This is a genomic window from Aeromonas sp. YN13HZO-058 (assembly GCF_001921245.1).
Lineage (GTDB): Bacteria > Pseudomonadota > Gammaproteobacteria > Enterobacterales > Aeromonadaceae > Aeromonas > Aeromonas allosaccharophila.
Map to the genome: position 1 here is coordinate 30,811 of NZ_MQSY01000059.1, position 21,786 is coordinate 52,596.

A 21,786-nucleotide genomic window follows, 5' to 3' on the forward strand; every position below is an offset into this window, starting at 1 on the left:
TCCCTGCCCTGTCTGTTCCTTTTTTCATGTCTGTTTCGACCGCCAAGGGTCGCCCGTTTGTCGAGGTGAAGTGATGAGCCATCCCCCCATCAAAAAGAAGATGAGCCAGGGTAAACCGCTGTTGTTGCCGCTGGCGCTGGTGATCCTGGTGGTCTGGCTCGGCTGGCGCTTCTGGCTCGCCTATCAGCCGGAGCCTGTGCACCTGCAAGGGCAAATTGAGGCGCAGCAGTACTCGGTCTCCTCCAAGGTGCCGGGTCGCATCGATGAGGTGTTGGTCAAAAAGGGCGATCAGCTGACCAGGGATCAGCTGGTCTTTACCCTGGCGAGCCCCGAGATTGAAGCCAAGCTGAGCCAGGCCAAGGCCGGCGAAGCGGCCGCGGGCGCACTGGCGCAAGAGGCGGAGAAGGGGGCCCGAGCCCAGCAGATCGCCGCCGCCAAGGATCAGTGGCAAAAAGCCAAGGCCGCCGCCCAGCTGCGTGGCAAGACCTATGAGCGGGTCGCCAGCCTGCACCGCGATGGCGTAATGCCGCTGCAAAAACGCGATGAGGCCTGGACTGCCTGGCAAGCTGCCCGCTACAGCGAAGGGATGGCGTGGCAGCAGTACCAGATGGCGCTGGAAGGGGCGCGGGAAGAGACCAAGATCGCCGCTCGCGAGAAGGCCAAGATGGCGGCGGGTTCGGTGGCCGAGGTAGAGGCCTATCTGGCCGACACCCGCATCACCAGCCCCCACAATGGTGAAGTGAGTCAGGTGCTGCTGCGTAGCGGCGAGCTGGCGCCGCAAGGCTTCCCGGTGGTGACGCTGCTCGATATGAGCGATGCCTGGGCCCAGTTCCACATCCGCGAAGATCTGTTGCCCCGTTTCACCGTGGATACCGAGTTTGATGCCCGCATCCCGGGCCTTGGCGATCAGACAGTCCGCTTCAAGGTAACTCATGTGGCGGTGATGGGGGATTTCGCTACCTGGCGCGCCACCGATACCCGTCAGGGTTTCGACATGAAGAGCTTCCAGGTGGAGGCCCGTCCGCTGCAACCGGTTGAGGGGCTACGGGTTGGCATGAGTGTGCTGGTTGAACTCTGATGGGACGTGAATTTCGGCTGCTGTGGCAGGACCCGTTCAGCCGTGCCCTGATGAGCTGGGTACCGCTGCTGCTGATGGGGATCCTCTGCTGGATCTTCTCCGCAGGGCTGGCCCGCGACCTCAAGGTGGGGCTGGTGGATCTGGACCGAAGCGTGCTGTCGCGCCAGCTCGCCTCCTCGCTGGATGGCTCGGCCGGGCTCAAGGTGGCCAATCAGTTTGACTCCATTGATGCGGGCGCGCGTGCCCTGCGCGGTGGCGACATCTATGCGCTGGTGGTGATCCCCAACCATCTGGAGCGGGATGCCCGCCGGGGTACCCAGCCGCAGGTGACGGTGTTCAACAATGGCCAGTTCATCCTGATCGCCAAGCTGGTCAACTCGGCGCTGGCGCAGGTGGTAGGCACTCTCAACGGTCAGGTAGGTGTGCTGGAGGCGATGGCCGACGGCAAGGCGCTGCTTGGCGCGATTGGGCAGTCGGTGCCCATCAGCAGTCAGGTGACTGCCCTTTATAACCTCAACTCCAGCTATGCCCAGTTTCTGCTGAGCGCCATTCTGCCCGCGGTGTGGCAGATCCTGGTGGTGCTGTTCGGCCTCAATGCGCTAGCCCGCACCGATCGGCTGGGACTGGACTGGACCACCCGCGGTGTCTGGTTCGGCCTGTGGCGTACCCTGCTGCCCCATGTGTTGATTGGCTGGGGCTGGGGGATCGTCTGGACGCTGCTGTTGTTCAAGGGATTGGCCTATCCCATGCACGGCAGTTGGCTGGTGCTGACGGTGGGTCTTGGGCTCGCCTCGGCCGCCTGCGTCACCATGGGGGCGTTCTTTTACGGCATCATTCGGGATCCGGCCCGCGCCTTGTCGCTGGCGGGGGCTTACACGGCGCCCGGTTTCGCCTTTATGGGGGTTACTTTTCCGGTGAGCGCCATGGGGGATTTCGCCCGCTTCTGGCGCAGCCTGTTGCCGGTTTCTCATTATGTGGAGCTGCAGATTGGCCAGAGCAACTATGGTCTGCCCCTCGCATCGGCCTTGCCGCAATTGGGGGCGCTGCTGCTGTTCCTGCTCCCCCTGCTGCTGGTGGTGCGCCGTTATAAGCAGCAGGCGGAGCTTGCCCGTCAATCAGCTGCTGCCGTTGTGGCCGTCGCCGAGAAGGAGCCCGAGTGATGCTGGGATTTGTCGATCTGTTGCGCCTCGAGCTGCGCACCCTGCTGGCGGATCGCGCCATCATGCTGACCCTGTTTGGCGGCGTAATCTTCTACTCGTTTCTCTATCCCCAGCCCTATCTGCATCAGTTGCCGCGGGAAGAGGCGGTGGTGGTGGTCAACGAGGATGGCAGCCAGCTGTCGCGTCAGCTGGAGTTTATAGCCGATGCCACACCGCAGGTGAAGCTGTTGGCGCGGGCCAATTCGCTGGCCGAGGCGCGCCAGCTGATGATGGCCGGAGAGGCGAGCGGGATCCTGCACATTCCCAACCACTTCTATCGGGATCTGATGCAGGGCAAGTGCGTCACCCTGAGCTATGCCGGTGATGCCTCCTACTTCCTGGTCTACGGCACCATTGCCGAAGGGCTGGCGCAGGCGGGTGGTACCCTTGCCGCGCAGGTGAAGGTGGCGCGCTTGCTGAGCCACGGCGAGGCACTGCCGCAAGCGGCCATGGGCTGGAATGCGGTGGCCCTCAACGTGGTGCCGGTGTTCAACCCCACCATGGGCTACGTCAACTACGTGGTGCCGGCGGTGTTTGTGCTGATCCTGCATCAGGTGCTGCTGATGGGGGCGGGGATCCTGGGGGCGACCCAGAACCAGCGCAGCTGTCGCGGCGAGCACGGTTACTGGCAAAGCGCACCGGTACTGCCGCTGCTGCTGGCCAGAACCCTGGTGCTGGCCGGGCTGTTCCTGCTGCCGGTGAGCTACTTCCTCGGCTTCTGCTTCGATCACTACAACATCGCCCGTCATGCCGATCCGCTGGAGTTGTGGTTATTCGCCCTGCCGTTCCTGCTGGCGACCTGCTGGTTCGGGATTGTGCTGGGGGCGATCTTTACCCGGCGGGATCTGCCCACTCAGGTGGTGTTGATCTCCTCCCTGCCGCTGGTCTTTCTGGCGGGCTTTATCTGGCCGCTGGAGCTGATCCCGGCGCCCCTCAACTGGCTGGCTCAGTGGGTGCCCACTATTCCGGCCATCGAGGGTTTTCTGCGCCTCAACCAGATGGGGGCCGACTTTGCGCAGGTTTCCCGTTACTGGTGGCAGCTATGGGGTCTGGCGCTGCTCTACGGCGCGCTGGCCTGTCTGCTGCTGCGCCAGCGGCAGCAGTCGTTGCCGGTGGCCAGCCAGCCGGTCGTACAGAGTGAAACGACCGCCGGTTAAGCGGGATAGTGCAAGCGCGCGTGACATTAAGCGTGCAGTAAAGCGAAAAACGGTCAGCCCTTGGGCTGACCGTTTTTGTATCCGCGGATCTATGAAGAGGATGGATATGGCGCTGATTTAGCCGCGCTGGAGCGCGGGATCGCCGATGGCGTAGATCTGCCCCACCGCCGTCTCATCCGCCAGCAGGCGCAAGCCTTGGGCAGCTACATCTGCACGGCGCACCAGTCCGTGCACTTCCTTGCCCTGACTCAGCTCGGCACGGCCGGTGGCGTCGCCATCCTGCAGGCCTGCCGGGCGCAGAATGGTCCATGCGAGGGTGCTGGTCTGCAGCCAGCTCTCCGCCAGACTCTTGAGACGTACCTCGTGGCCGAAGGCGGCGCGGGCCCGCTGTGGCAGATATTGCCAGCTGTCGCCACAGCCGAGGGAGGTGACCAGCAGCAGCCGTTTCAGGCCAGCCTGCTCCATGGCATCGATTACATGACGGTTGCCCTGATAGTCCACCGGCGCCGTTTGGCGAAAGCTGCCGAGGGTGGAGATGACCTGTGCATCTTGCCCTGACACAAGGCAGGCCTGCTGCACCGCAGCCGGATCCAGCGCATCCCCTTCGATCACTTCGACCCCCAGCGCACTCAGTTCCATGGCCATCTCGGGGCTTCGCACCAGCGCTACGACCCGGTGACCCTCGCGCAGGGCGTGGTGAGTAAAGGCGCGGCCCAGCCCGCGGCTGGCTCCGAAAATCAGTGTGGTTGGCATAGCTGAGCTCCCTTGGCAAAAGGGGCTAGCCTAGTGGCTTGTTCGCGTGCTGTAAATGAGAGTTGTTTCTATTTGTGAGCTGGCAGGAAGGAGAGAGTGCGAGCCGCCAGGACTCGCACTCGCATCGAGGGGGTCAGCCGTTGTAGTTGCCGATACTGGGGCGACGGCTGGGGCCGCTCAGGTGGATATCCACCGGATTGAACGCCTTGATCGCCTCATAGCTGAAATCACCGATCGCCTGATGCAGGCTCTGGGGCGTGTGGTTGGTGATGATGATGACGCTCTTTGACAAGTTGCGACGACGGCGCAGCAGGTGGCCGAGGAAGCTGGACTGGCTCTCCGCCATCTTGGCGCGGTTGGCCGATACCTCATCGATGATCAGCAGATCTACCTCTTCCAGCGCGCGGCGGTACTGGTTGCGCTCATCCTGATCGGGGATCACGTTGAAGAACAGGCGATCGACGATGGAGGCCCACTGCTGGAAGATCACCGACTTCTGGTGAAGGGCGATCAGCTCGTGTGCTACTGCGCCTGCCAGGGTCGATTTTCCGGTGCCATAGTCGCCGTAAATCAGCATGCAGCCGCCGCCGCTCTTCTCCCAGTGCTCGAATCCGCTGATAAAGTAGCGGGCCGTTTCGATGGGGTACTGGAGTGCGGGATCAGTGGCGTCCATCTTCTCGAACACCCAGTCGGGGTTGAGGTCGGCCTGGGCGATCAGCTTCTGGATCCGCTCCTGGCGGGCCGCCTTCTGCAGCTCGCGCACCTCGGCGTTGGCCTTGGCATCGTACTCCTTGCGCAGGGTCTCGTAGTCATACTGGCCGCCGCCGGTCTCTTGCTGCAGGCGACGAATGCGCTCCAGTAGACCGCCAACGTGCTGGCTCAGCTCGGGATCGTGAACGCGATGGTCCTGCTTGGCCTTGGCGATTCTTTTGCGCTTGGCTTCGATCTCTTCCAGCTCCTGGCGCAGGGGATCTTGCGGGTCAGTCATGGAATGCTCCTTCTGCTCGATCAGGGATGGGTAGACAGGGGGTTGATTTTGCCTGCAGGCAGGGGCCGCTATCAATCATTATCCGGCTCCTGCTGCGGCGCGGGTTCCTGCATTTGCTGTTGGGCCAGCCGTTTGGCCTCTTCGATCATCTGCTGGGCCCGTTTGCTGGGGCCTGCCTCTGCCGGAGCCGGCGTCACCTGCTGGTAGCCCTGTACCTCCATCGGCTTGCGGCGGGTATAGCGGCGGGTCTTGAGGGCGCGAATGAACTTGAGCATCCATTGATGCTGGGAGTCGAACACCTCGGGGCGCCCCAGCCAGTAGGCGATAAACTCCCCCAGATCCTCTTCGCTGTAGCTGGCATCGATCACCCCGCACAGGCGGGCGAGGGCGGGCAGCTCCTCATCCGGGCGCCACTGCAGATGCATCTGGAAGGGGCGCTCCGGCAGCGGACTGCGCAGTTTCTGGGTCAGCAGTGGCAACTGGAACGGACACTGATGGTAGTGCTCACTCTCGGGTTGCGCCTCGATCTGCAGCAGGCCTGCCTCCATCAGTTCATCGAACAGCTCGGTGAGCTGGCGGGCATTGACCTGAAACGAGAAGCCGCAGGGATCGCCCGGATCGACCACCGCCAGCGCCCGACCCAGCTCGGGATAGTTGAGCCGGGGCAGCTGATTTTCCAGCACCAGTCTGCGCAGCTGCAGGGTATAGAGACTGCGAGCCGGATGGGACAATCTGGGATGGGCAAGGGCGCTGTATTCGGCTGGGGTCATGGTCTTCTTCACGGGCTGGAGTGGGGGGCATTATCCCTTATGGCGCAGGCTTGCACAATTCGCACGGGAGGTGACAACCCGGTTAATCCTGAGCCCTAGCCAAGAGGTCATGGTGCGGGGGGCGCTGACAATGGATTGGGTCAGGCAGATGGCGTCTGGATATCGCCTCATCAATACGCGTGATGAAATCGAAAGCCGGGTAAACTGTCTCTTTTTGACGCAGGAATCGCTGCATTCCAGCCGATTTGGTCTAGTCTTATTACTTAAATAACCAATTGACTAATAAGGTTTTTATCAAGATGCCAAAAGCCGGGCTACGGATCCTGGTGGTGGAGGACGAGGCCGTTTTTCGCCACTCGTTAGTGAGTTACCTCGCACGGGACGGGGCAGCGGTGTTTCAGGCGGAGGATGGGATTGAGGGGATATCGGCGGCAGCGCTCTATCATCCCGATGTGGTGTTGTGCGATCTCAATATGCCCAATATGGATGGTCACGAGGTGATCGCCTGCCTCTCTGCCCGCTATCCCCATATTCCGGTTATCGTCATTTCGGCTCAGAGCACCATGGAGGCGGTCGCCAGCGCGTTGCGTGCCGGTGCGCGGGATTATCTGCTCAAGCCGCTGGAGGATTATGCACTGGTCGAGCGCAGCATCGAACAGTGCCTCAACGGCAGCGCCAACCGGGCGCAGCAGCTGGAGCTGATGGATCATATCGACTACTTCAGTGCCCACGACAAGGCGGCCAGCCGACTGCTGGCGGGGCTTAAACCGCCGGGCTTGCAGGAGTGGGGCCCCTGGCAGGTTACGTTCAAGGGGTTGGGCCATCTGTTCATTCCCGATACCTTCAAGGTGGAGGACAAACTGCTGGTGCTGGTGATGGAGCTGCCCATCATGGGAACGGATGCGGCATTTTGCGGAGCGCTGGTGCGCTCCTTGATGAACGTCCCCTATCGCCAGTTTCAGCAAAACGAGAGCCGTTTGCTAAGCCAGCCGCACCGGTTGCTCGACTACCTCAATCATCAGCTGATGGCGTCTGGGTTACGTCACTCTTTTGCCATGGCGGCGCTGCTGTTTGATCAGCACGATGGGCTGGTGTTTGCCAACGCCGGGCTCACCTCTCCTCACTGGTTGATGCGCTCCGGTGGCTTGCCCCTTGGCTTGATGCACAGCAGCCACTATGCCCTGCACAAGCGCAGTTGGCATGAACCGTTTGCTTTGCAGTTTCGCAGCGACAGCGGCGGATCGCTGGATGTGCAGGTACGCCATCACTGATGCCGCCTGACAACAGGTCAAAGCAAACAGGGCGCCCGATGGGCGCCCTGTCTGTTTTTTACAATCCTGACCGTTTAGACGGCGGCGGAGTGCAGTTTCTTCTCTTGAGCTTGCGGCTCTTTGGCTGGGCCTTCGGCACCGTGCATCCAGTAAACCAGGCGGTTGGCCATGGTCAGCAGGATCAGGGCGCTCAGTAACGCAGCCAGGGCGATGCCACCGAAGATGGCGATCGGGCCCGCTTCACCCACGAAGGAGCCGATAAAGCCGGCAGCATAGTTGGCCAGGGCAACGAAGCCGAACCATGCACCCATCATCAGGGAGGCCAGACGCAGCGGAGCCAGTTTGGTCACCATGGAGAGGCCGATCGGGGAGAGGCAGAGCTCGCCCAGGGTGTGGAACAGGTAAGCGCCAACCAGCCAGAACATGGAGGTCTTGACGGTCTGGTCACCACCTTGCTGCAGCACTGCACCGATCATGAACAGGAAGCCGACAGCCAGGAACAGCAGACCCATGGCGAACTTGACCGGAGAGTTCGGCTCTTTCTTGCCGAGCTTGATCCAGATGGCTGCCACGATCGGGGCCAGAGTGATAATGAAGAAGGGGTTCAGGGACTGGAACCAGGCGGTCGGCACTTCGAAGCTGCCGATCATGCGGTCGGTATACTCCTGGGTGTAGAGGTTCATCAGACCACCGGCCTGCTCGAAACCGGCCCAGAAGATGATGGTGAACAGACCCAGCACCAGGATGACCTTGATGCGATCCACTTCCTGCTTGGTCAGCGGCGCTTTCTGCTCGGTAGTACGCAGGGCGGCTGCGCGCTGGGCGGCAGTGACGCGACCGATGTCACCGAGGAAACGCTGGGCCATGGTGGCCTGGATCACCAGAGAGAGCAGCATGCCGATACCGGCGCCGACGAAGGCAGCTTGCCAGCCGTAGGCTGTGGCGGCAGCACCACAGATCACGCCTGCCAGCAGGGAACCCAGGTTGATGCCCATATAGAAGATGGTGAAGGCACCATCACGGCGGTGATCACCCTCTTCATAGAGGTCACCCACCATGGTGGAGATGTTCGGTTTGAACAGGCCGTTACCCACGATCAGCAGCGCGAGGCCAGCGTAGAACATGGTGTTGACCATATCCGGGAACATGGCGTGGGGCAGTGCTAGGGTGAACTGACCTGCGGCCATCAGCACGGCACCGATCAGGATGGCGCGACGTTGACCCAGGAAGGAGTCAGCCAGCCAGCCGCCGATCAGCGGAGTGATATAAACCAGACCGGTATAGATACCGTAGAGTTTGAGGGCATCAGCCTGACTCCAGCCCAGACCGCCGTTGGCAGTCAGGTCAGTCAGATAGAGCACCAGCACGGCACGCATGCCGTAATAGGAGAATCTCTCCCACAGTTCGGTACTAAAGAGCAAAAAAAGCCCTTTAGGGTGACCTAAAAAGGTCCCTTTTGACGGGTTATTCATTGGAACTTCCACCTGTGTCTTATATTTTTTGGAGTTTTTTATGCAAGGGCGAGAAACACGCCTCAATCCTTATAGAGCATGCGTGAATAAATTACAACATTATGATTTGCTGAGAGTTTATTTACTATTGATTGATTTTTTGTTGCGCGAATGAAAAAGGAGCATCATTTGATGCTCCTTGAATACCTCTATAAAAAACAGATTTATCAGCGATTACAACTGCTTGACGAACTGCTTCAGCCAGCCGATGAATTCACCGTTCAGCTCCTGATGGCGCACGGCATATTCCACATTGGCTTTCATGTAGCCAAGCTTGCTGCCGCAATCGTGGCTCTTGCCTTTCATGAAGTAGGCGTTGACCTGTTCCTGCTCCATCAGCATGGCGATGGCGTCGGTCAGCTGGATCTCGTCACCGGCACCGGCCGGGGTCTTCTCCAGCAGCGGCCAGATATTGGAGGAGAGCACATAGCGACCCACGACCGCCAGATTGGAGGGGGCTTCGTCACGGGGCGGCTTCTCGACAATGGCCTGCATCGGCAGGGACATCCCCTCGGTCAGCGCTTCACCCTTGATGTCGGCGATGCCGTACTTGTCCACTTCGCTCTCGGGCACCGCTTCCACCATGATCTGGCTGATCTGGTTCTCTTCGAACATGTGCACCATCTCGGCCAGGTTGTCCTGCTTGAGGTTGCTGGCAACCTCGTCGATCAGTACATCCGGCAGCAGCACGGCGAAGGGGTTGTCACCGATCAGCGGACGGGCACACAACACAGCGTGGCCCAGACCTTTGGCCTCGCCCTGGCGGACGTGCATGATGGTGACGTCTTTCGGGCAGATCTGTTGCACCTCTTCCAGCAGCTGGCGCTTGACCCGCTTCTCGAGGGTCGCTTCCAGCTCGAAGCTCTTGTCGAAGTGGTTTTCGATGGAGTTCTTGCTTGAGTGGGTGACCAGAATGATCTCCTTGATGCCGGCGGCGATCGCTTCGCGCACCACATACTGGATCAGCGGTTTGTCGACCACCGGTAGCATCTCTTTCGGGATGGCTTTGGTGGCTGGCAACATGCGGGTACCCAGACCTGCTACCGGGAGCACGGCCTTGCGAACAACAAGAGGAGTCTTTTTCATGGAAAACTATCCAGCGGGATTAAAGTGCGGCCATGATACTCCAAGAAAAATGGGGCATCCACCGGCTGCCCCATTTGTAACTGATCCATTCGACATTATTTGACTATTATCATATCCCTGTTGGCTTCCAGCGTGGCCGGACCAATGCCGTTGACATCCGCCAGCTGATCGACCGAGGTGAATTTACCCTGTTTTTCCCGATAGTCGACGATAGCTTGTGCCTTCTTGTCGCCAATCCCTTTCAGGCTGGTGAGTTCGGCAAGGGTGGCTGTATTGATATTCAGTTTGCCGTCCTCCTTGGCGGCTGCGATTGTGGTGGTCTGCTTGGGCGCAGTTTTCTCCGCTGCCAGCACGGGTTGGCTGAACAGGGGCAAGCAGGCCAGCAGCATGACTGCAGAGAGCTTCTTCATCAGCATTTCCATTCCTCCATGATGTTGGATTTTGCCGAGTGGGCACATTGAGAAATAGCGTATCGAACGGGTCTTTTTCACTGCAACTTCTGACAGGTCAAATTCTCATGCCGATGGTGGCGGATTTGCTATAAGCGCTCCGCCATGAATGCCTCCGTATAGCCAACCTTATGATCTGGAATGTATTTCAGATGCATCTTTGATTTGGTGAGCACACGTCCCCGAGACGCTCTGCTCAAAACGTTGTTGACGTGCCGGATGGCATTATTCTGCACAACACGGTGCGGATGGGATGTTTCACTGGTCTTCAAAAGAGAACTAATAAAAAAGGCTGCTCACCTGGGGTGAGCAGCCTTTGTGATCGGTTTTTTCAGGCTAGAGCTGATTAAGCTTGTTCGTCAGCCTGAGCAGCCTGGATACCGGTCAGGGCGATGGTGTAGACGATGTCGTCAACCAGGGCGCCACGGGACAGGTCGTTGACCGGCTTGCGCATGCCTTGCAGCATCGGGCCGATGGAGACCAGATCAGCAGAACGCTGTACCGCTTTGTAAGTGGTGTTACCGGTGTTCAGGTCAGGGAACACGAACACGGTGGCTTTACCGGCAACCGGTGAGTTCGGTGCCTTGGACTTGGCCACGTTCTCCATGATGGCCGCGTCGTACTGCAGCGGGCCGTCGATGATGAGGTCGGGACGCTTGGCCTTGGCCAGCTCGGTCGCTTCACGCACTTTCTCTACATCGGCACCGGCGCCAGAGGTACCGGTAGAGTAGGAGATCATGGCTACACGCGGCTCGATGCCGAATGCGGCGGCAGAGTCGGCGGACTGGATGGCGATCTCGGCCAGCTGCTCGGCAGTCGGATCCGGGTTGATCGCGCAGTCACCGTAGACCAGAACTTGGTCAGGCAGCAGCATGAAGAAGATGGAGGAGATCAGGGAAGAGCCCGGGGCAGTCTTGATGATCTGCATCGGCGGACGGATGGTGTTGGCAGTGGTGTGCACCGCGCCGGATACCAGGCCGTCAACTTCATTGCGCTCCAGCATCATGGTACCCAGTACCACGTTGTCTTCCAGCTGTTCGCGGGCAACCACTTCGGTCATGCCCTTGTTCTTGCGCAGCTCGACCAGACGCGGCACATAGCGCTCGCGTACCACAACCGGATCGATGATCTCGACGCGATCGGTCAGTACCACACCCTGCTGCTCGGCGACGCGACGGATCTCTTCCGGGTTGCCCAGCAGCACCGGACGGGCGATGCCACGCTCGGCACAGATGGCGGCAGCCTTGATGGTGCGCGGCTCATCGCCTTCCGGCAGCACGACACGCTTGTTGGCATGGCGGGCCAGTTCGGTCAGCTGATAACGGAACGCCGGCGGGCTCAGACGACGGGAACGGGTAGAGCTGACAGTCAGCGACTCGATCCAGTGCTTGTCGATGTGGCCAGCCACATAGTCCTGCACCAGTTCGATCCGCTCGCGGTCATCTTCCGGGATATCGACGTTGAAGTTCTGCAGGCTGACGGCGGTCTGCCAGGTGTTGGTGCCGGTGATCATGATCGGCAGGCCGGTAGCCATCGCCTGTTGGCACAGGGCCATCACTTGCGGTTCCGGATGGTAGTTACCGGTCAGCAGCAGCGCGCCCAGCTTGACGCCGTTCATGGCGGCCAGACAGGCGGAGACGATGACGTCGGAACGGTCGCCAGAGGTCACCAGCAGGCTGCCCGGACGGAAGTGCTCGATCATGTTGTGGATAGAGCGGGCACAGAAGGTCACGGTCTGCAGGCGACGGCTGTCCAGTTCGCCCTTGTTCAGGATCTTGGCGGCCAGATGCTTGGCGAGATCCTTGGCGCGCGGGGCGATCAGCTGGGTGTTCCAAGGGATGCAACCCAGGATTCGCAGCGGGCTCTTGCCGAACACTTGCAGCACTTCCAGGTTGTGGGCGGCGTCAGACGCATGGTGATGCGCTTCGAACATCTCGGTCAGATCAGGGCGGGTTACGCCGTGCTCGTCAACCGGTGCGCCAACCTTGTTGATCACGCAACCCACGATACGGGGGTTGTTGACACCACCGAAGTTGGAGCAGGCCAGCTCGATGCGCTCTTTCAGCTTCTGGCTGGAGTCATGGCCCGGATGGGTCACGAATACCATGTCGGCATCCAGCGCCTTGGCAACGTCGTAGTTCAGCTTGTTGGCAAAGGGCTGCTTGTCGGTCGGCACCATACCTTCGACAACCAGCACTTCGGCACCGCTGGTTTTCACGTGCTCTTCGAAGCGGGCCACGATCTCTTCCAGCAGGATGTCGGTGTTGCTGGCGCTGATCATGTTCTCGGCGTAGGAGAGGGCGAACGGCTCGGGCGGATTGATGTTGGCAGCAGCGCGGATAACGGCGGTAGAGCGCTCGGTACCGGTTTCACCCGGACGCGGCTGGGCAACCGGTTTGAAGAAGCTGACATTGACACCGTGACGTTCCATAGCGCGAACAACGCCAAGACTCACGGAAGTTACGCCGACACCAGTGCCGACCGGGATAAGCATAATAGTGCGTGCCACTTTATACCCCTTGTTCATTTTTTGGGATCAGGAAAAGGCCGCCCTGGTGGGCGGCCTCGAGGTTACTGCGTCAATTAAGCGCCGACCAGTTCCAGCGCGTCGTGGGCAATCACCCACTCTTCATTGGTCGGGATAACCAGGGCCTTGGTAGAACCGGCCTTGGTGATCTCGCCGCCCTTGCCAAAACGAGCCTTCAGGTTGGCGTCGTGATCGACGTCAAAGCCCAGCAGACCCAGCTTGTTCAGGGTGATTTCACGGATAGGTGCGGAGTTTTCACCGATACCACCGGTGAAGACGACGGCGTCCAGACGACCGTCCATGGCGGCGGCGTAGGCACCGATGTACTTGGCCAGGCGGTAGCAGTAAACGTCCATGGCACGCTTGGCTTCTTCTTTGCTGTCGTAGTTGTCTTCAACGAAACGACAGTCGGAGGTCACTTCGGTCAGACCCAGCAGGCCGGACTCTTTGGTCAGCATGGTGTTGATATCGGCAACGCTCATGCCCAGCTTGTCGTGCAGGAAGAAGATGATGGCCGGGTCCAGATCGCCGGAGCGGGTACCCATGACCAGGCCTTCCAGCGGGGTCAGACCCATGGAGGTGTCGACAGACTTGCCGTTCTTGATGGCGCAGACGGAACCGCCGTTGCCCAGGTGGCAGTTGATGATGTTCAGCTCTTCAACCGGCTTGTTCAGCTGCTTGGCAGCTTCCAGGCTGATGTAGTAGTGGCTGGTGCCGTGGGCGCCGTAGCGACGGATGCCGTTCTCTTTGTAGAGCTTGTACGGCAGGGCGTACAGGAAGGCTTCTTCCGGCATGGTCTGGTGGAACGCGGTGTCGAATACGGCCACGTTCTTGTCAGCCAGTGCCGGGAATACGCGGCGTGCTTCACGGATACCGATCAGGTGAGCCGGGTTGTGCAGCGGAGCGTAAGGCACAGCGGCTTCGATACCGGCAATCACGTCTTCGCAGATGACAACGGAAGAGGTGAAGCGCTCGCCACCGTGAACAACACGGTGACCGATGGCGATCAGGTTCTTGGCCAGTTCCGGATTGAGCGGCAGGATCTTGTTGACGATGAAGTCCAGTGCTTCCTGGTGAGCGGCACCCGCGCCCAGATCGGCACTGCCTTTCTCGCCATGCAGTTTCCACTTGATGCGGGCGTCGTCGAGGTTGAAGCACTCGGCCAGGCCGGACAGCAGGTCATCACCGGTGGTTGCGTCAATGACAGCAAACTTCAGGGAAGAGCTGCCACAGTTAAGAACAAGAACCAGCTTACTCATGAATAAATCCTATCGCAGATTGGGTTGTGTAGGCGGATGCGTTGGACGCGGTGCGGCCAAAAACTTTCAACTTATCCTTATGAGGGTTGGCAATCTGTTGCTTGCCCCTTGTATAGTGATACAAGACCCGAAATCCAGACGTCCCTGACAGGTCAATAGCAAGACGCTTTTGACGCAAAAATGGGCGTACAAAGGATAACCCGATTGTTGAAAAATAACAAAGTCATCCTCAACCTTTGTTACTTTGCATCAAATTTTGTCGAGGTTTTGCCGTTAGTACGTTCAAAAAGCGCTCGGAGGTAGTATGAGCATGAACATTTTTGGAACTAAGTTACAGCAAGGGCGCCATTATATGACGCTTTGGCCGCGCCGTCCCGAGCTCAATTCGATGTTTCCTGAAAATCGGGTGATCAAGGCGACCGAGTTCGCCCTCAAGGTGATCCCCGCGCTGGCAGTGCTGAGTGTGATGCTGCAGTTCCAGTTTGGCGAGCTGCACTACTGGCCCTCCGTCATCACGTCCGTGCTGTTTCTGCTCAGTTTGCCGCTGCAGGGCTACTACTGGCTCGGCCAGCGTGCCGACACCCGTTTGCCCCCTTCGCTGGCGAGCTGGTATCGGGAGATCAACGGCAAGATGAACGAGCAGGGGGGTCGCCGCCAGCTGGTGTCACAGCCGCGCTACGAAGAGCTGGCCGATACCCTCAAGGCCGCCTTCCAGCAGCTCGATAAATCTTTTCTCTACGAATAATCCGCTTCAGATGCAAAAAGGCGCCAGTGGCGCCTTTTTTGTTGCGGTCGGTGTGCGGATCAGGCCGCCAGTACCTTGCGGATCTCCTGGATGGAGAGCTTGTACTGACGGGGGCACTGACGCCATACCTGCAGCATCCGCTGGTACTTGTCACGCATGGCGATGTCGCTGGAGAGCTCGTCGCACGGGCACTTGAGTTCGGGGAAGCGCTTGTCCACCTCCAGCAGGAAGCAGACGTAGTCGGCCAGCTCCCGCTCCTGGCTGCGGCTGTAGCCGTTGAACTCCAGCCGGCTGGCATTGATCTCGCCCTGATCGGCGGCATCCAGATTGCCCCATGAGATGGCCAGTGCGTGGTGCAGCTCCAGGGTATCGATCACCTCCTGGCAGGTCGCCAGATCCAGATGGCCGAAGCTCTTCTCCAGCTCGAGGATCTGCAGGCAGTAGCCGCGCTCGATGATGGTGCTGGCGCGCTGGTAGACGTCCGCCTTCTCCGGGTTGAGTTTCGCCAGAATTTCGTACTGGTTGCTCAGGATCAAACGCTCAGTGTTGCTCATGTTCATGGGATATCTCGCTGGAAGATGATTCTGGGGTCACGTTAACCCATATATAAAATGAATTTTTTGATCTGGGCGGGGGAGTTGGTGAGAAAAATCTGCAGGCGAGGGGCGGCTGGCCAGACAAAAAAGGCCTGCGTGGCAGGCCTTTCAATAACGCAGGGGAGGGTTACCCCTTGAGGAAATCCAGCACCACCTGATGGTGATCGCTGGTTTTGAACTTGTCGAAGTGGTGGGCAATCTTGCCCTCCTCATCGATCAGGAAGCTCTGGCGGTGAATGCCGTCATACTCCTTGCCCATAAATTTCTTCGGGCCCCAGACGCCAAAAGCATCGGCCACTGCGTGGTCTTCATCGGCCAGCAGGGTGAAGTTGAGCTGGTCCCGCTCTTCGAACTTTTTCAGCCGTTTGGCCGGATCCGGGCTGATGCCAAGTACCACCACATTGAGGGCGGTCAGCTCGGCGTTCACATCGCGCAGGCTGCAGGCCTGGGTGGTGCAGCCGGGGGTCATCGCCTTGGGATAGAAGTAGACCAGCACTTTTTTGCCGCGCAGGCCAGCGAGGCTGACCTGATTGCCATTCTGATCGGGCAGGGAGAAATCGGGGGCGGGGCTGCCAGCTTGTAGTGGTTGCATGGGGTCTCCTCGGGTAAAACGCCCTCAGGCGTGTTTGCGATTGACGATAAACTCGAACGATTCGGCACCCAGTTGACGACAGAATTCGGCGAAGGCGGTTTGCGAACCTTCCACTTCACCCTCTCTGGCCAGATTGAGCTGAAAACTGATCTTCAGCAGGTTGAACGGCTGCTGCTCCAGGGTCATGGATTGCATCGCCTGGATATTCCAGCCATGTTCGCTGAAGAACTGGGTGCACTGGCTTACGATGCCGGGCTCGTCGCGGATCAACAGGTCGGCACTGGCGCGGACGTCATACTGCAGGGATTGGTGGCGTTCGGTGCGTTTCATCATGGTGATGAGATCCCACTCCTGACTACGCAGGGGCAGGCTGATTTCGAGTTGCATCAAGCTGTTCCAGTCGCCCGAGAGCAGCATGATAAAGGTAAATTCATTGCCGAAGATGCCAAGGCGGCTGTCCACAATGTTGCAACCACAGCCACTGACGTGGCGGGTCACTTCATTGACGATGCCAGGCCTGTCCGTGCCGATGGCCGTTACGACCAGGTAGTGAGTCATAAATCTTCTCTCGTCCGTTATTTCGTTGCGAAAGCCGCGCTGGCAAGCCAACCCTCCGGCCCTGATGACCACTCCCTGAGGGGCGCTGCCGACTTTCGTCCATTGCTTTTTGTGCCGGATGGTATCACGGCTTGCCCCCTCTCTCCCTTGTTTTTCAAAGGGGGCAGCTTTACCATTACGCCCCTGAAAATCGGGAGAAAAGTCCATGTTACGCGGTAGTATTGTTGCGCTCGTTACCCCCATGCTGGCTTCAGGTGAAGTCGATTGGGCCAGTCTGGCCAAACTGGTCGACTATCATGTCAGCGCCGGGACCAGCGCCATTGTTGCGGTGGGGACCACGGGGGAATCGGTGACCCTGAGCGAGCAGGAGCATATCGCCGTCGTTGAAAAGACCGTTGAGTATGCTGCCGGACGCATTCCCGTCATTGCCGGTTGCGGCTCCAACAATACCGCCCATGCCATTGAATTGACCAGACGACTGGCCAAAACCGGCGTGGTAGCGGGCCTCTCGGTGACCCCTTATTACAACAAACCCACTCAGGAAGGTCTCTATCGTCACTATTGTGCGATCGCCGAGGCTAGTGGTCTGCCCCAAATTCTTTATAATGTGCCCGGTCGAACCTGCTGCGATCTCAAACCGGAGACCGTGGCCCGTCTGGCCAAGGTTCCCGGCATTATCGGTTTGAAAGAGGCAACCGGTGATTTGAGCCGCACTCCGCTGCTGCGCGAACTGTGCGGGCCGGAGTTTGCTCTCTACAGTGGCGATGATGCCACTGGTTGTGATTTTATGCTGCAAGGTGGCGATGGCGTGATTTCGGTCACCACCAATATTGCAGCGGCCCAGATGGCCGACATGTGTCGTGCTGCGCTGGCCGGTGATGCCGGGCGGGCGCATGACATCAACAATCTTTTGATGCCGTTGCACAAGACTCTGTTCTGCGAACCGAGCCCTACCCCGGTGAAGTGGGCCTGTGCCCAACTGGGGTTGATTGCAACAGCCACCTTGCGCCTGCCGCTGGTTGACCTCACCCCCGAGGGCGAACAGCTGATGGCGCGAGCACTGACCACAGCGGAGTTGATGGCGAGTGTTTAAATCTAATGGAAAGGGAAATAGAGCCCGTCTGGTGCTGAGCGTTGCGACCCTGGCCGTCTTGGCCGGTTGCAGTACCCCCCAGGATCGCAAAATGGCCAACCGTGACTTCGATTATGAAGATGCCCGCCTTGAGGGCCGCGCGTTCTTGATCCCCGCAGGATTGAGCGCCCCCACCTTCAACAGCCAGTACGATATCCCGCCGCTGCCCGAGAGCAGCCGTGAAGGTGCCCTAGGCGCCCAGATCGACGTGCGCCCGCCCGCCCAGCTGCTGACCGTGGTACCGGGCAGTCAGGTGGTGCAGGCCGCAGCCGAACCGACCGTTGCCTTCTATGCCCTGAGCACCAGCCAGAGCGTGGAGCGCGATACCTGGTCGTTCCTGATGAACTTCCTGGCCAAACACAAGGTCACCACCGAGAAGCTGGATCAGCAGGACGGCGTATTGCAGACCGGCTGGTTTGACAACACGGTCGCCCTCGATGGCTGGGGTGAAGATGACGAAGATTTCAAAATCCGTCAGCGCTACCAGTTCACCGTGCGCAACGATGCCCAGCGCCACGCCGTCAACATGTCGGTCCGGGTGCTGGATCACGAAGAGACCATCGACGGCGAGACCAGCAACAAGCTGACCCCTGCCGATGCCCAGCGCTATGCCGCGCGGGTGCTGAACCAGTTCTCTCTCTATTACGACAGCCAGCTGAAAGCCCGCGAACAGCACAAGTTCAACGATGGTATGGGCCTGCAGCTGGGTCTGGACAACAACGAACTGAGCGCCTGGATTGCCGAAGGCTCCTTTGATCAGGTGTGGCGTCGCCTCAACCAGGTGTTGCCCGCTTACGGTTTCATCATCAAGGACACCCAGCAGTCACTGGGCTGGATCGACGTCGAGTACGAAGAGCCGGGTGCCGAGTTCTGGAAGGCGAAAGGGAGCGAGCCGTTCAAACTGGAGGAGGAGAAATACCGCTTCCAGCTTGGCGAAATGGCGGGAGGCAAGACCTCCATCACCCTGTTCGACAAGGACAAGAAGCCGGTATCGTCCGGGGTTATCTCCCAGATGTATATCAGCCTGTCCGAGGCGTTCGCCAAGGGGCTGGCCGATCAGGCAGCAGCAAAAGCAGAATAAATACAGGGGCCTTGTGCCCCTGTTTTGTTATCAGAATTCCCCTGAATACGAGGGGGGATTGTGACCGGTTTTCGATGAGGTGAGTCCCCTTGCCAGCCCGTTGCAAACACAACATGCAGGTGAGGGACTCGCGATGTTTACCCCCCACAAACAGGAAGTGTTATTAGCCATGAGTCTTGCAGATCAAGTATTGGCGGTGAATGACGATTTGCCGATCCGTACCGATAAACCTGTCCATTCCGGCAAAGTGCGCAGCGTCTACTGGTTGACCCCCGAAGACAGTGCCCGGCTCATAAAAGAGAAAGGCTATGATGTGCCGGCCGATGCGCCCCTCGCCCTCATGGTGATCAGCGATCGCATCTCGGCCTTCGATTGCATCTGGCAAGGTGTGGATGGCCTGAACGGCGTACCGGGCAAAGGGGCGGCGCTCAACGCCATCTCCAGCCACTGGTTCAAGCTGTTCAAGGAGAAGGGACTGGCCGACAGCCACATTCTGGATATTCCGCACCCCTTCGTCTGGATCGTGCAAAAAGCCCGTCCGGTGATGATCGAGGCGATTGCCCGCCAATACATCACCGGCTCCATGTGGCGTGCCTACAAGGATGGTGAGCGCGAGTTCTGCGGTATCACCCTGCCGGAAGGGCTGAAAAAAGATCAGAAGCTGCCGGAGATCCTCATCACCCCGTCTACCAAGGGCGTGCTGAAAGGGTTGGATGGCGTGCCTGAAGCCGACGACGTTAACGTCTCCCGTGCCGATATCGAGCGCCACTATAAAGGCTTCAACTTCAGCAAACCGGCCGACATCGACCGCTACGAAGTGCTGCTCAAAGAGGGCTTCAACGTCATCAGCGACGCGCTGGCCGCACTGGATCAGATCTTCGTCGATACCAAGTTCGAGTTTGGTTACGTCCACGATGCGGCGGGCAACGAGAAGCTGATCTACATGGACGAAGTGGGCACCCCCGACAGCTCCCGTATCTGGGATGGCGCGGCGCTGCGCGACGGCCAGATCGTCGAGAAGTCCAAAGAGGGTTTCCGTCAGTGGCTGCTTAACCACTTCCCGGACCCGGACATCCTGCTCAACAAGAACCGCATGCCGGAACGTTTCGCCCTGGCTCGCGACAACAAGCTGCCGACCGAAGTGATGATGGATATCTCCAACACCTACGTCGGGATTGCCGAGAAGATCATCGGCCACAAGCTGGAGCGCTCTGCCAATCCCAAGCAGGAGATCATCGAGGTGCTGCGCGAGCAGTACGGTCTGATCGATTAAGGGTTGCCCTCTTTTTTTGTCGCTAATAAACAAACGTTTGCTGGTGGCGAAGGAGATAGGCAGAGAAACAGACGGGCCCCGCAGCGGGGCCCGTTTTTATTGTTGGTCTGGCGGCAAGCGAGCGGCGATCAGCCGTTGACCCTGAACACCTGACCGGTCTGGATACCCAGCACCGACTTCTTGTAAGCCTGCGCCACCTTGGCGGCGGGCACCGGCACGAAGCCCGGGAAGAAGTCGGCGTATTTGTCCATCGACTCTTCCAGCACGGTGGGGCTCACCACATTGATGCGAAGGCCCCGTGGCAGCTCGCAGGCGGCCGCTTTCACAAAGTGATCGATGGCGCCGTTGACGGTGCTGGCACTCACGCCCCAGTTGATCGGCTCCTCGCTCAGGATGCCGCTGATCAGGGTGATGGAGCCCTTGTCATTCAGATGGGGAATGGCGGCGCGGGTCAGGTTGATCTGGCCCATCAGCTTGCTCTCCACTCCCACCTGCCACTGCTCGTCGGTCATCTCGGTCAGCCCGTTGAAGGCCACGCTGCCGCTGGCGACGACCAGCGCATCGAACTGCCCCAGCTTGGCAAACAGCGCCTTGATGGAGGTGGGATCGCGCATGTCGACCGTGGCATCACCACGGCTGTGGCCGACCCGGATCACCTGATGATCTTTGGCAAGCAGTTCACTGACCGCGGAGCCGACGGTGCCGGAGGCACCCACAATCACAATTTTCATCTGCATCACTCCTGGTTGGGATGTGTTGATTCTAGCGCAACAGAAAATGCGAAAAAGCGCGTAAAATAAACCAATTGTTTCCATATTGGAGCTAATGATGGATATCGCCCATCTGGCCAGCTTTTACGAAGTGGTGCTGCGCGGCAGTTTCTCGGCCGCTGCTGATACGCTGGGAGTGAGCAAGGGGATGCTGAGCCGCCACGTCAGCGCGCTGGAGTCCTCCCTCAATGCGCAACTGTTGCAGCGCACCACCCGCCGCCTCAGCCTGACCGAGGCAGGCAAGACCCTCTATCAGCAGGCGGGGGAGATCTTCGCGCTGGCACGACAGGCGGAGCAGGATATTCAGGCGCTGACCGAAGAGGATGGCGGCCGCCTGCGCTTTACCTGCCCGGTCAGCACTGGCGATCGCATGGTGAGCGAGCTGCTGGCCAGCTTTGCCACGCTCTGTCCGGGAGTGGAGGTGGAGCTCAACTTCACCAACCAGATGGTCGACATGAGTCAGGGTGAGAACGACATCGCCCTGCGCGCCATGAACGAGGTGCCGGACAATCTGGTGGCCCTGCCGCTGGGTCGGCTCAAGGATGTGGTGGTGGCCAGCCCCGCACTGGTGGCGCGCGAGGGGCGTCCTGCCACGCCCTATGAGCTGAGCGGGCGCAGCTGCCTGTTGCAGGGGCACAATCCGGCCTGGGAGCAGTGGCACTTTATCCGTGAGGGGGAAGAGGCCCACATTCTGGTGCAGGGCAAGGTGCGAGCCAACCACTACAGCACTGTGCTGCAATTGGCGCGCGCCGGTATGGGCTATGCCAAGTGCCCGCTAATGCTGGTGGAATCGCTGCTGACGGCGGGGGAGCTGGTGACAGTGCTCGATGAGTGGCAGAGCGGCCTGCATCAGCTTCATGTGCTGCATGCCCAGCAGCGGCGAGTGCCGCGCAAGATCCGGCTGTTCAAGCAAGTGCTGGCCCAGTGGTTTGCCGAGCGGTCCCGCTACCTGCTCTGAGCCGCGTTATTTTTCTGTCATCTTCGGCTGTTA

Annotated in this window: 21 protein-coding genes; 9 read left to right on the forward strand and 12 right to left on the reverse strand. The window is 59.5% G+C overall.

What is annotated here, in order from left to right; genetic code table 11:
• The first annotated feature begins 73 nt into the window (after positions 1-73).
• Genes BSP75_RS14575 through BSP75_RS14585 form a run of 3 tightly spaced genes read left to right on the forward strand, consistent with a single transcriptional unit; the run spans position 74 to position 3,434 of the window.
• A complete protein-coding gene (locus BSP75_RS14575) occupies positions 74-1,078 on the forward strand; it encodes a biotin/lipoyl-binding protein (RefSeq protein WP_083617203.1) in 1,005 nt (334 codons plus the stop codon).
• Entirely contained in the window at positions 1,078-2,238 is a 1,161-nt protein-coding gene (locus BSP75_RS14580) for an ABC transporter permease (RefSeq protein ID WP_075113682.1), read from the forward strand. Before BSP75_RS14575 ends, BSP75_RS14580 begins: the two co-directional genes overlap by 1 nt.
• Positions 2,238-3,434, forward strand: coding sequence for an ABC transporter permease (locus BSP75_RS14585; RefSeq protein WP_075113683.1), 1,197 nt, complete (start codon positions 2,238-2,240; stop codon positions 3,432-3,434). The genes BSP75_RS14580 and BSP75_RS14585 overlap by 1 nt, the downstream gene beginning before the upstream one ends.
• Positions 3,435-3,551: 117 nt before the next feature.
• Here BSP75_RS14585 and BSP75_RS14590 read toward each other — a convergent pair whose 3' ends face one another.
• The 3 genes from BSP75_RS14590 to BSP75_RS14600 all read right to left on the reverse strand — a co-directional run bounded on the left by BSP75_RS14590 (position 3,552) and on the right by BSP75_RS14600 (position 5,945).
• On the reverse strand, positions 3,552-4,187 hold the full coding sequence (locus BSP75_RS14590) for an SDR family oxidoreductase (RefSeq protein ID WP_075113684.1): 636 nt from the start codon (positions 4,185-4,187) through the stop codon (positions 3,552-3,554).
• A 133-nt stretch (positions 4,188-4,320) separates the two neighbouring features.
• Entirely contained in the window at positions 4,321-5,175 is an 855-nt protein-coding gene (locus BSP75_RS14595; protein WP_042059872.1) for a DnaA/Hda family protein, read from the reverse strand.
• Positions 5,176-5,246: 71 nt separating this feature from the next.
• Positions 5,247-5,945, reverse strand: coding sequence for a DnaT-like ssDNA-binding domain-containing protein (locus BSP75_RS14600; RefSeq protein ID WP_075113685.1), 699 nt, complete (start codon positions 5,943-5,945; stop codon positions 5,247-5,249).
• A gap of 299 nt (positions 5,946-6,244) precedes the next feature.
• On the opposite strand from BSP75_RS14600, the gene BSP75_RS14605 reads away from it, so the two are divergent.
• Complete coding sequence (locus BSP75_RS14605; RefSeq protein ID WP_075113686.1) at positions 6,245-7,216, forward strand: response regulator; 972 nt, start codon at positions 6,245-6,247, stop codon at positions 7,214-7,216.
• 74 nt (positions 7,217-7,290) lie between these two features.
• On the opposite strand, the gene BSP75_RS14610 is transcribed toward BSP75_RS14605, so the two are convergent.
• The 5 genes from BSP75_RS14610 to BSP75_RS14630 all read right to left on the reverse strand — a co-directional run bounded on the left by BSP75_RS14610 (position 7,291) and on the right by BSP75_RS14630 (position 14,048).
• A complete protein-coding gene (locus BSP75_RS14610; RefSeq protein WP_075113687.1) occupies positions 7,291-8,688 on the reverse strand; it encodes a peptide MFS transporter in 1,398 nt (465 codons plus the stop codon).
• A 213-nt stretch (positions 8,689-8,901) separates the two neighbouring features.
• Positions 8,902-9,813, reverse strand: coding sequence for a UTP--glucose-1-phosphate uridylyltransferase GalU (galU, locus tag BSP75_RS14615; RefSeq protein WP_075113688.1), 912 nt, complete (start codon positions 9,811-9,813; stop codon positions 8,902-8,904).
• A gap of 95 nt (positions 9,814-9,908) precedes the next feature.
• Positions 9,909-10,229, reverse strand: a complete 321-nt coding sequence (locus BSP75_RS14620; RefSeq protein ID WP_075113689.1) for a ComEA family DNA-binding protein — start codon at positions 10,227-10,229, stop codon at positions 9,909-9,911.
• Between the two features lie 379 nt (positions 10,230-10,608).
• Positions 10,609-12,789, reverse strand: a complete 2,181-nt coding sequence (gene pta / locus BSP75_RS14625; RefSeq protein ID WP_042059882.1) for a phosphate acetyltransferase — start codon at positions 12,787-12,789, stop codon at positions 10,609-10,611.
• A gap of 56 nt (positions 12,790-12,845) precedes the next feature.
• Positions 12,846-14,048, reverse strand: coding sequence for an acetate kinase (locus BSP75_RS14630; RefSeq protein ID WP_075113690.1), 1,203 nt, complete (start codon positions 14,046-14,048; stop codon positions 12,846-12,848).
• Between the two features lie 304 nt (positions 14,049-14,352).
• Between BSP75_RS14630 and yfbV the strand changes: the two genes are divergently transcribed.
• Complete coding sequence (gene yfbV, locus BSP75_RS14635; RefSeq protein ID WP_005339116.1) at positions 14,353-14,793, forward strand: terminus macrodomain insulation protein YfbV; 441 nt, start codon at positions 14,353-14,355, stop codon at positions 14,791-14,793.
• 59 nt (positions 14,794-14,852) lie between these two features.
• On the opposite strand, the gene BSP75_RS14640 is transcribed toward yfbV, so the two are convergent.
• The 3 genes from BSP75_RS14640 to BSP75_RS14650 all read right to left on the reverse strand — a co-directional run bounded on the left by BSP75_RS14640 (position 14,853) and on the right by BSP75_RS14650 (position 16,539).
• Positions 14,853-15,353: a YfbU family protein gene (locus BSP75_RS14640; RefSeq protein WP_005341125.1), complete on the reverse strand. Its 501-nt coding sequence runs from the start codon at positions 15,351-15,353 to the stop codon at positions 14,853-14,855.
• A 163-nt stretch (positions 15,354-15,516) separates the two neighbouring features.
• The gene (gene bcp, locus BSP75_RS14645) at positions 15,517-15,981 is read right to left on the reverse strand and encodes a thioredoxin-dependent thiol peroxidase (RefSeq protein WP_042059887.1); all 465 of its coding nucleotides are present in this window, start codon (positions 15,979-15,981) and stop codon (positions 15,517-15,519) included.
• Positions 15,982-16,005: 24 nt separating this feature from the next.
• Positions 16,006-16,539: an ACT domain-containing protein gene (locus tag BSP75_RS14650; protein WP_005341119.1), complete on the reverse strand. Its 534-nt coding sequence runs from the start codon at positions 16,537-16,539 to the stop codon at positions 16,006-16,008.
• 205 nt (positions 16,540-16,744) lie between these two features.
• Between BSP75_RS14650 and dapA the strand changes: the two genes are divergently transcribed.
• The 3 genes from dapA (at position 16,745) to BSP75_RS14665 (ending at position 20,025) form a co-directional block, all read left to right on the forward strand.
• Entirely contained in the window at positions 16,745-17,632 is an 888-nt protein-coding gene (gene dapA, locus BSP75_RS14655) for a 4-hydroxy-tetrahydrodipicolinate synthase (RefSeq protein ID WP_058053052.1), read from the forward strand.
• Complete coding sequence (bamC, locus tag BSP75_RS14660) at positions 17,625-18,752, forward strand: outer membrane protein assembly factor BamC (protein WP_042059891.1); 1,128 nt, start codon at positions 17,625-17,627, stop codon at positions 18,750-18,752. Before dapA ends, bamC begins: the two co-directional genes overlap by 8 nt.
• A gap of 169 nt (positions 18,753-18,921) precedes the next feature.
• Positions 18,922-20,025 (forward strand): phosphoribosylaminoimidazolesuccinocarboxamide synthase, encoded by a 1,104-nt coding sequence (locus tag BSP75_RS14665; protein WP_075113691.1) that lies wholly within the window; start codon positions 18,922-18,924, stop codon positions 20,023-20,025.
• Positions 20,026-20,153: 128 nt separating this feature from the next.
• Here BSP75_RS14665 and BSP75_RS14670 read toward each other — a convergent pair whose 3' ends face one another.
• Positions 20,154-20,756, reverse strand: coding sequence for a short chain dehydrogenase (locus BSP75_RS14670; protein WP_075113692.1), 603 nt, complete (start codon positions 20,754-20,756; stop codon positions 20,154-20,156).
• A 97-nt stretch (positions 20,757-20,853) separates the two neighbouring features.
• Here BSP75_RS14670 and BSP75_RS14675 point away from each other — a divergent pair, with 97 nt between their 5' ends.
• On the forward strand, positions 20,854-21,753 hold the full coding sequence (locus BSP75_RS14675) for a LysR family transcriptional regulator (protein ID WP_075113693.1): 900 nt from the start codon (positions 20,854-20,856) through the stop codon (positions 21,751-21,753).
• Positions 21,754-21,786: the final 33 nt, after the last annotated feature.

Excerpts from the sequence above, each read along its gene's own strand:
- BSP75_RS14575 (WP_083617203.1), top strand. The coding sequence starts at position 74 with ATGAGCCATCCCCCCATCAAAAAGAAGATGAGCCAGGGTAAACCGCTG.
- BSP75_RS14580 (WP_075113682.1), top strand. The coding sequence starts at position 1,078 with ATGGGACGTGAATTTCGGCTGCTGTGGCAGGACCCGTTCAGCCGTGCC.
- BSP75_RS14585 (WP_075113683.1), top strand. The coding sequence starts at position 2,238 with ATGCTGGGATTTGTCGATCTGTTGCGCCTCGAGCTGCGCACCCTGCTG.
- BSP75_RS14590 (WP_075113684.1), bottom strand. The coding sequence starts at position 4,187 with ATGCCAACCACACTGATTTTCGGAGCCAGCCGCGGGCTGGGCCGCGCC.
- BSP75_RS14595 (WP_042059872.1), bottom strand. The coding sequence starts at position 5,175 with ATGACTGACCCGCAAGATCCCCTGCGCCAGGAGCTGGAAGAGATCGAA.
- BSP75_RS14600 (WP_075113685.1), bottom strand. The coding sequence starts at position 5,945 with ATGACCCCAGCCGAATACAGCGCCCTTGCCCATCCCAGATTGTCCCAT.
- BSP75_RS14605 (WP_075113686.1), top strand. The coding sequence starts at position 6,245 with ATGCCAAAAGCCGGGCTACGGATCCTGGTGGTGGAGGACGAGGCCGTT.
- BSP75_RS14610 (WP_075113687.1), bottom strand. The coding sequence starts at position 8,688 with ATGAATAACCCGTCAAAAGGGACCTTTTTAGGTCACCCTAAAGGGCTT.
- galU (WP_075113688.1), bottom strand. The coding sequence starts at position 9,813 with ATGAAAAAGACTCCTCTTGTTGTTCGCAAGGCCGTGCTCCCGGTAGCA.
- BSP75_RS14620 (WP_075113689.1), bottom strand. The coding sequence starts at position 10,229 with ATGCTGATGAAGAAGCTCTCTGCAGTCATGCTGCTGGCCTGCTTGCCC.
- pta (WP_042059882.1), bottom strand. The coding sequence starts at position 12,789 with ATGAACAAGGGGTATAAAGTGGCACGCACTATTATGCTTATCCCGGTC.
- BSP75_RS14630 (WP_075113690.1), bottom strand. The coding sequence starts at position 14,048 with ATGAGTAAGCTGGTTCTTGTTCTTAACTGTGGCAGCTCTTCCCTGAAG.
- yfbV (WP_005339116.1), top strand. The coding sequence starts at position 14,353 with ATGAGCATGAACATTTTTGGAACTAAGTTACAGCAAGGGCGCCATTAT.
- BSP75_RS14640 (WP_005341125.1), bottom strand. The coding sequence starts at position 15,353 with ATGAACATGAGCAACACTGAGCGTTTGATCCTGAGCAACCAGTACGAA.
- bcp (WP_042059887.1), bottom strand. The coding sequence starts at position 15,981 with ATGCAACCACTACAAGCTGGCAGCCCCGCCCCCGATTTCTCCCTGCCC.
- BSP75_RS14650 (WP_005341119.1), bottom strand. The coding sequence starts at position 16,539 with ATGACTCACTACCTGGTCGTAACGGCCATCGGCACGGACAGGCCTGGC.
- dapA (WP_058053052.1), top strand. The coding sequence starts at position 16,745 with ATGTTACGCGGTAGTATTGTTGCGCTCGTTACCCCCATGCTGGCTTCA.
- BSP75_RS14665 (WP_075113691.1), top strand. The coding sequence starts at position 18,922 with ATGAGTCTTGCAGATCAAGTATTGGCGGTGAATGACGATTTGCCGATC.
- BSP75_RS14670 (WP_075113692.1), bottom strand. The coding sequence starts at position 20,756 with ATGAAAATTGTGATTGTGGGTGCCTCCGGCACCGTCGGCTCCGCGGTC.
- BSP75_RS14675 (WP_075113693.1), top strand. The coding sequence starts at position 20,854 with ATGGATATCGCCCATCTGGCCAGCTTTTACGAAGTGGTGCTGCGCGGC.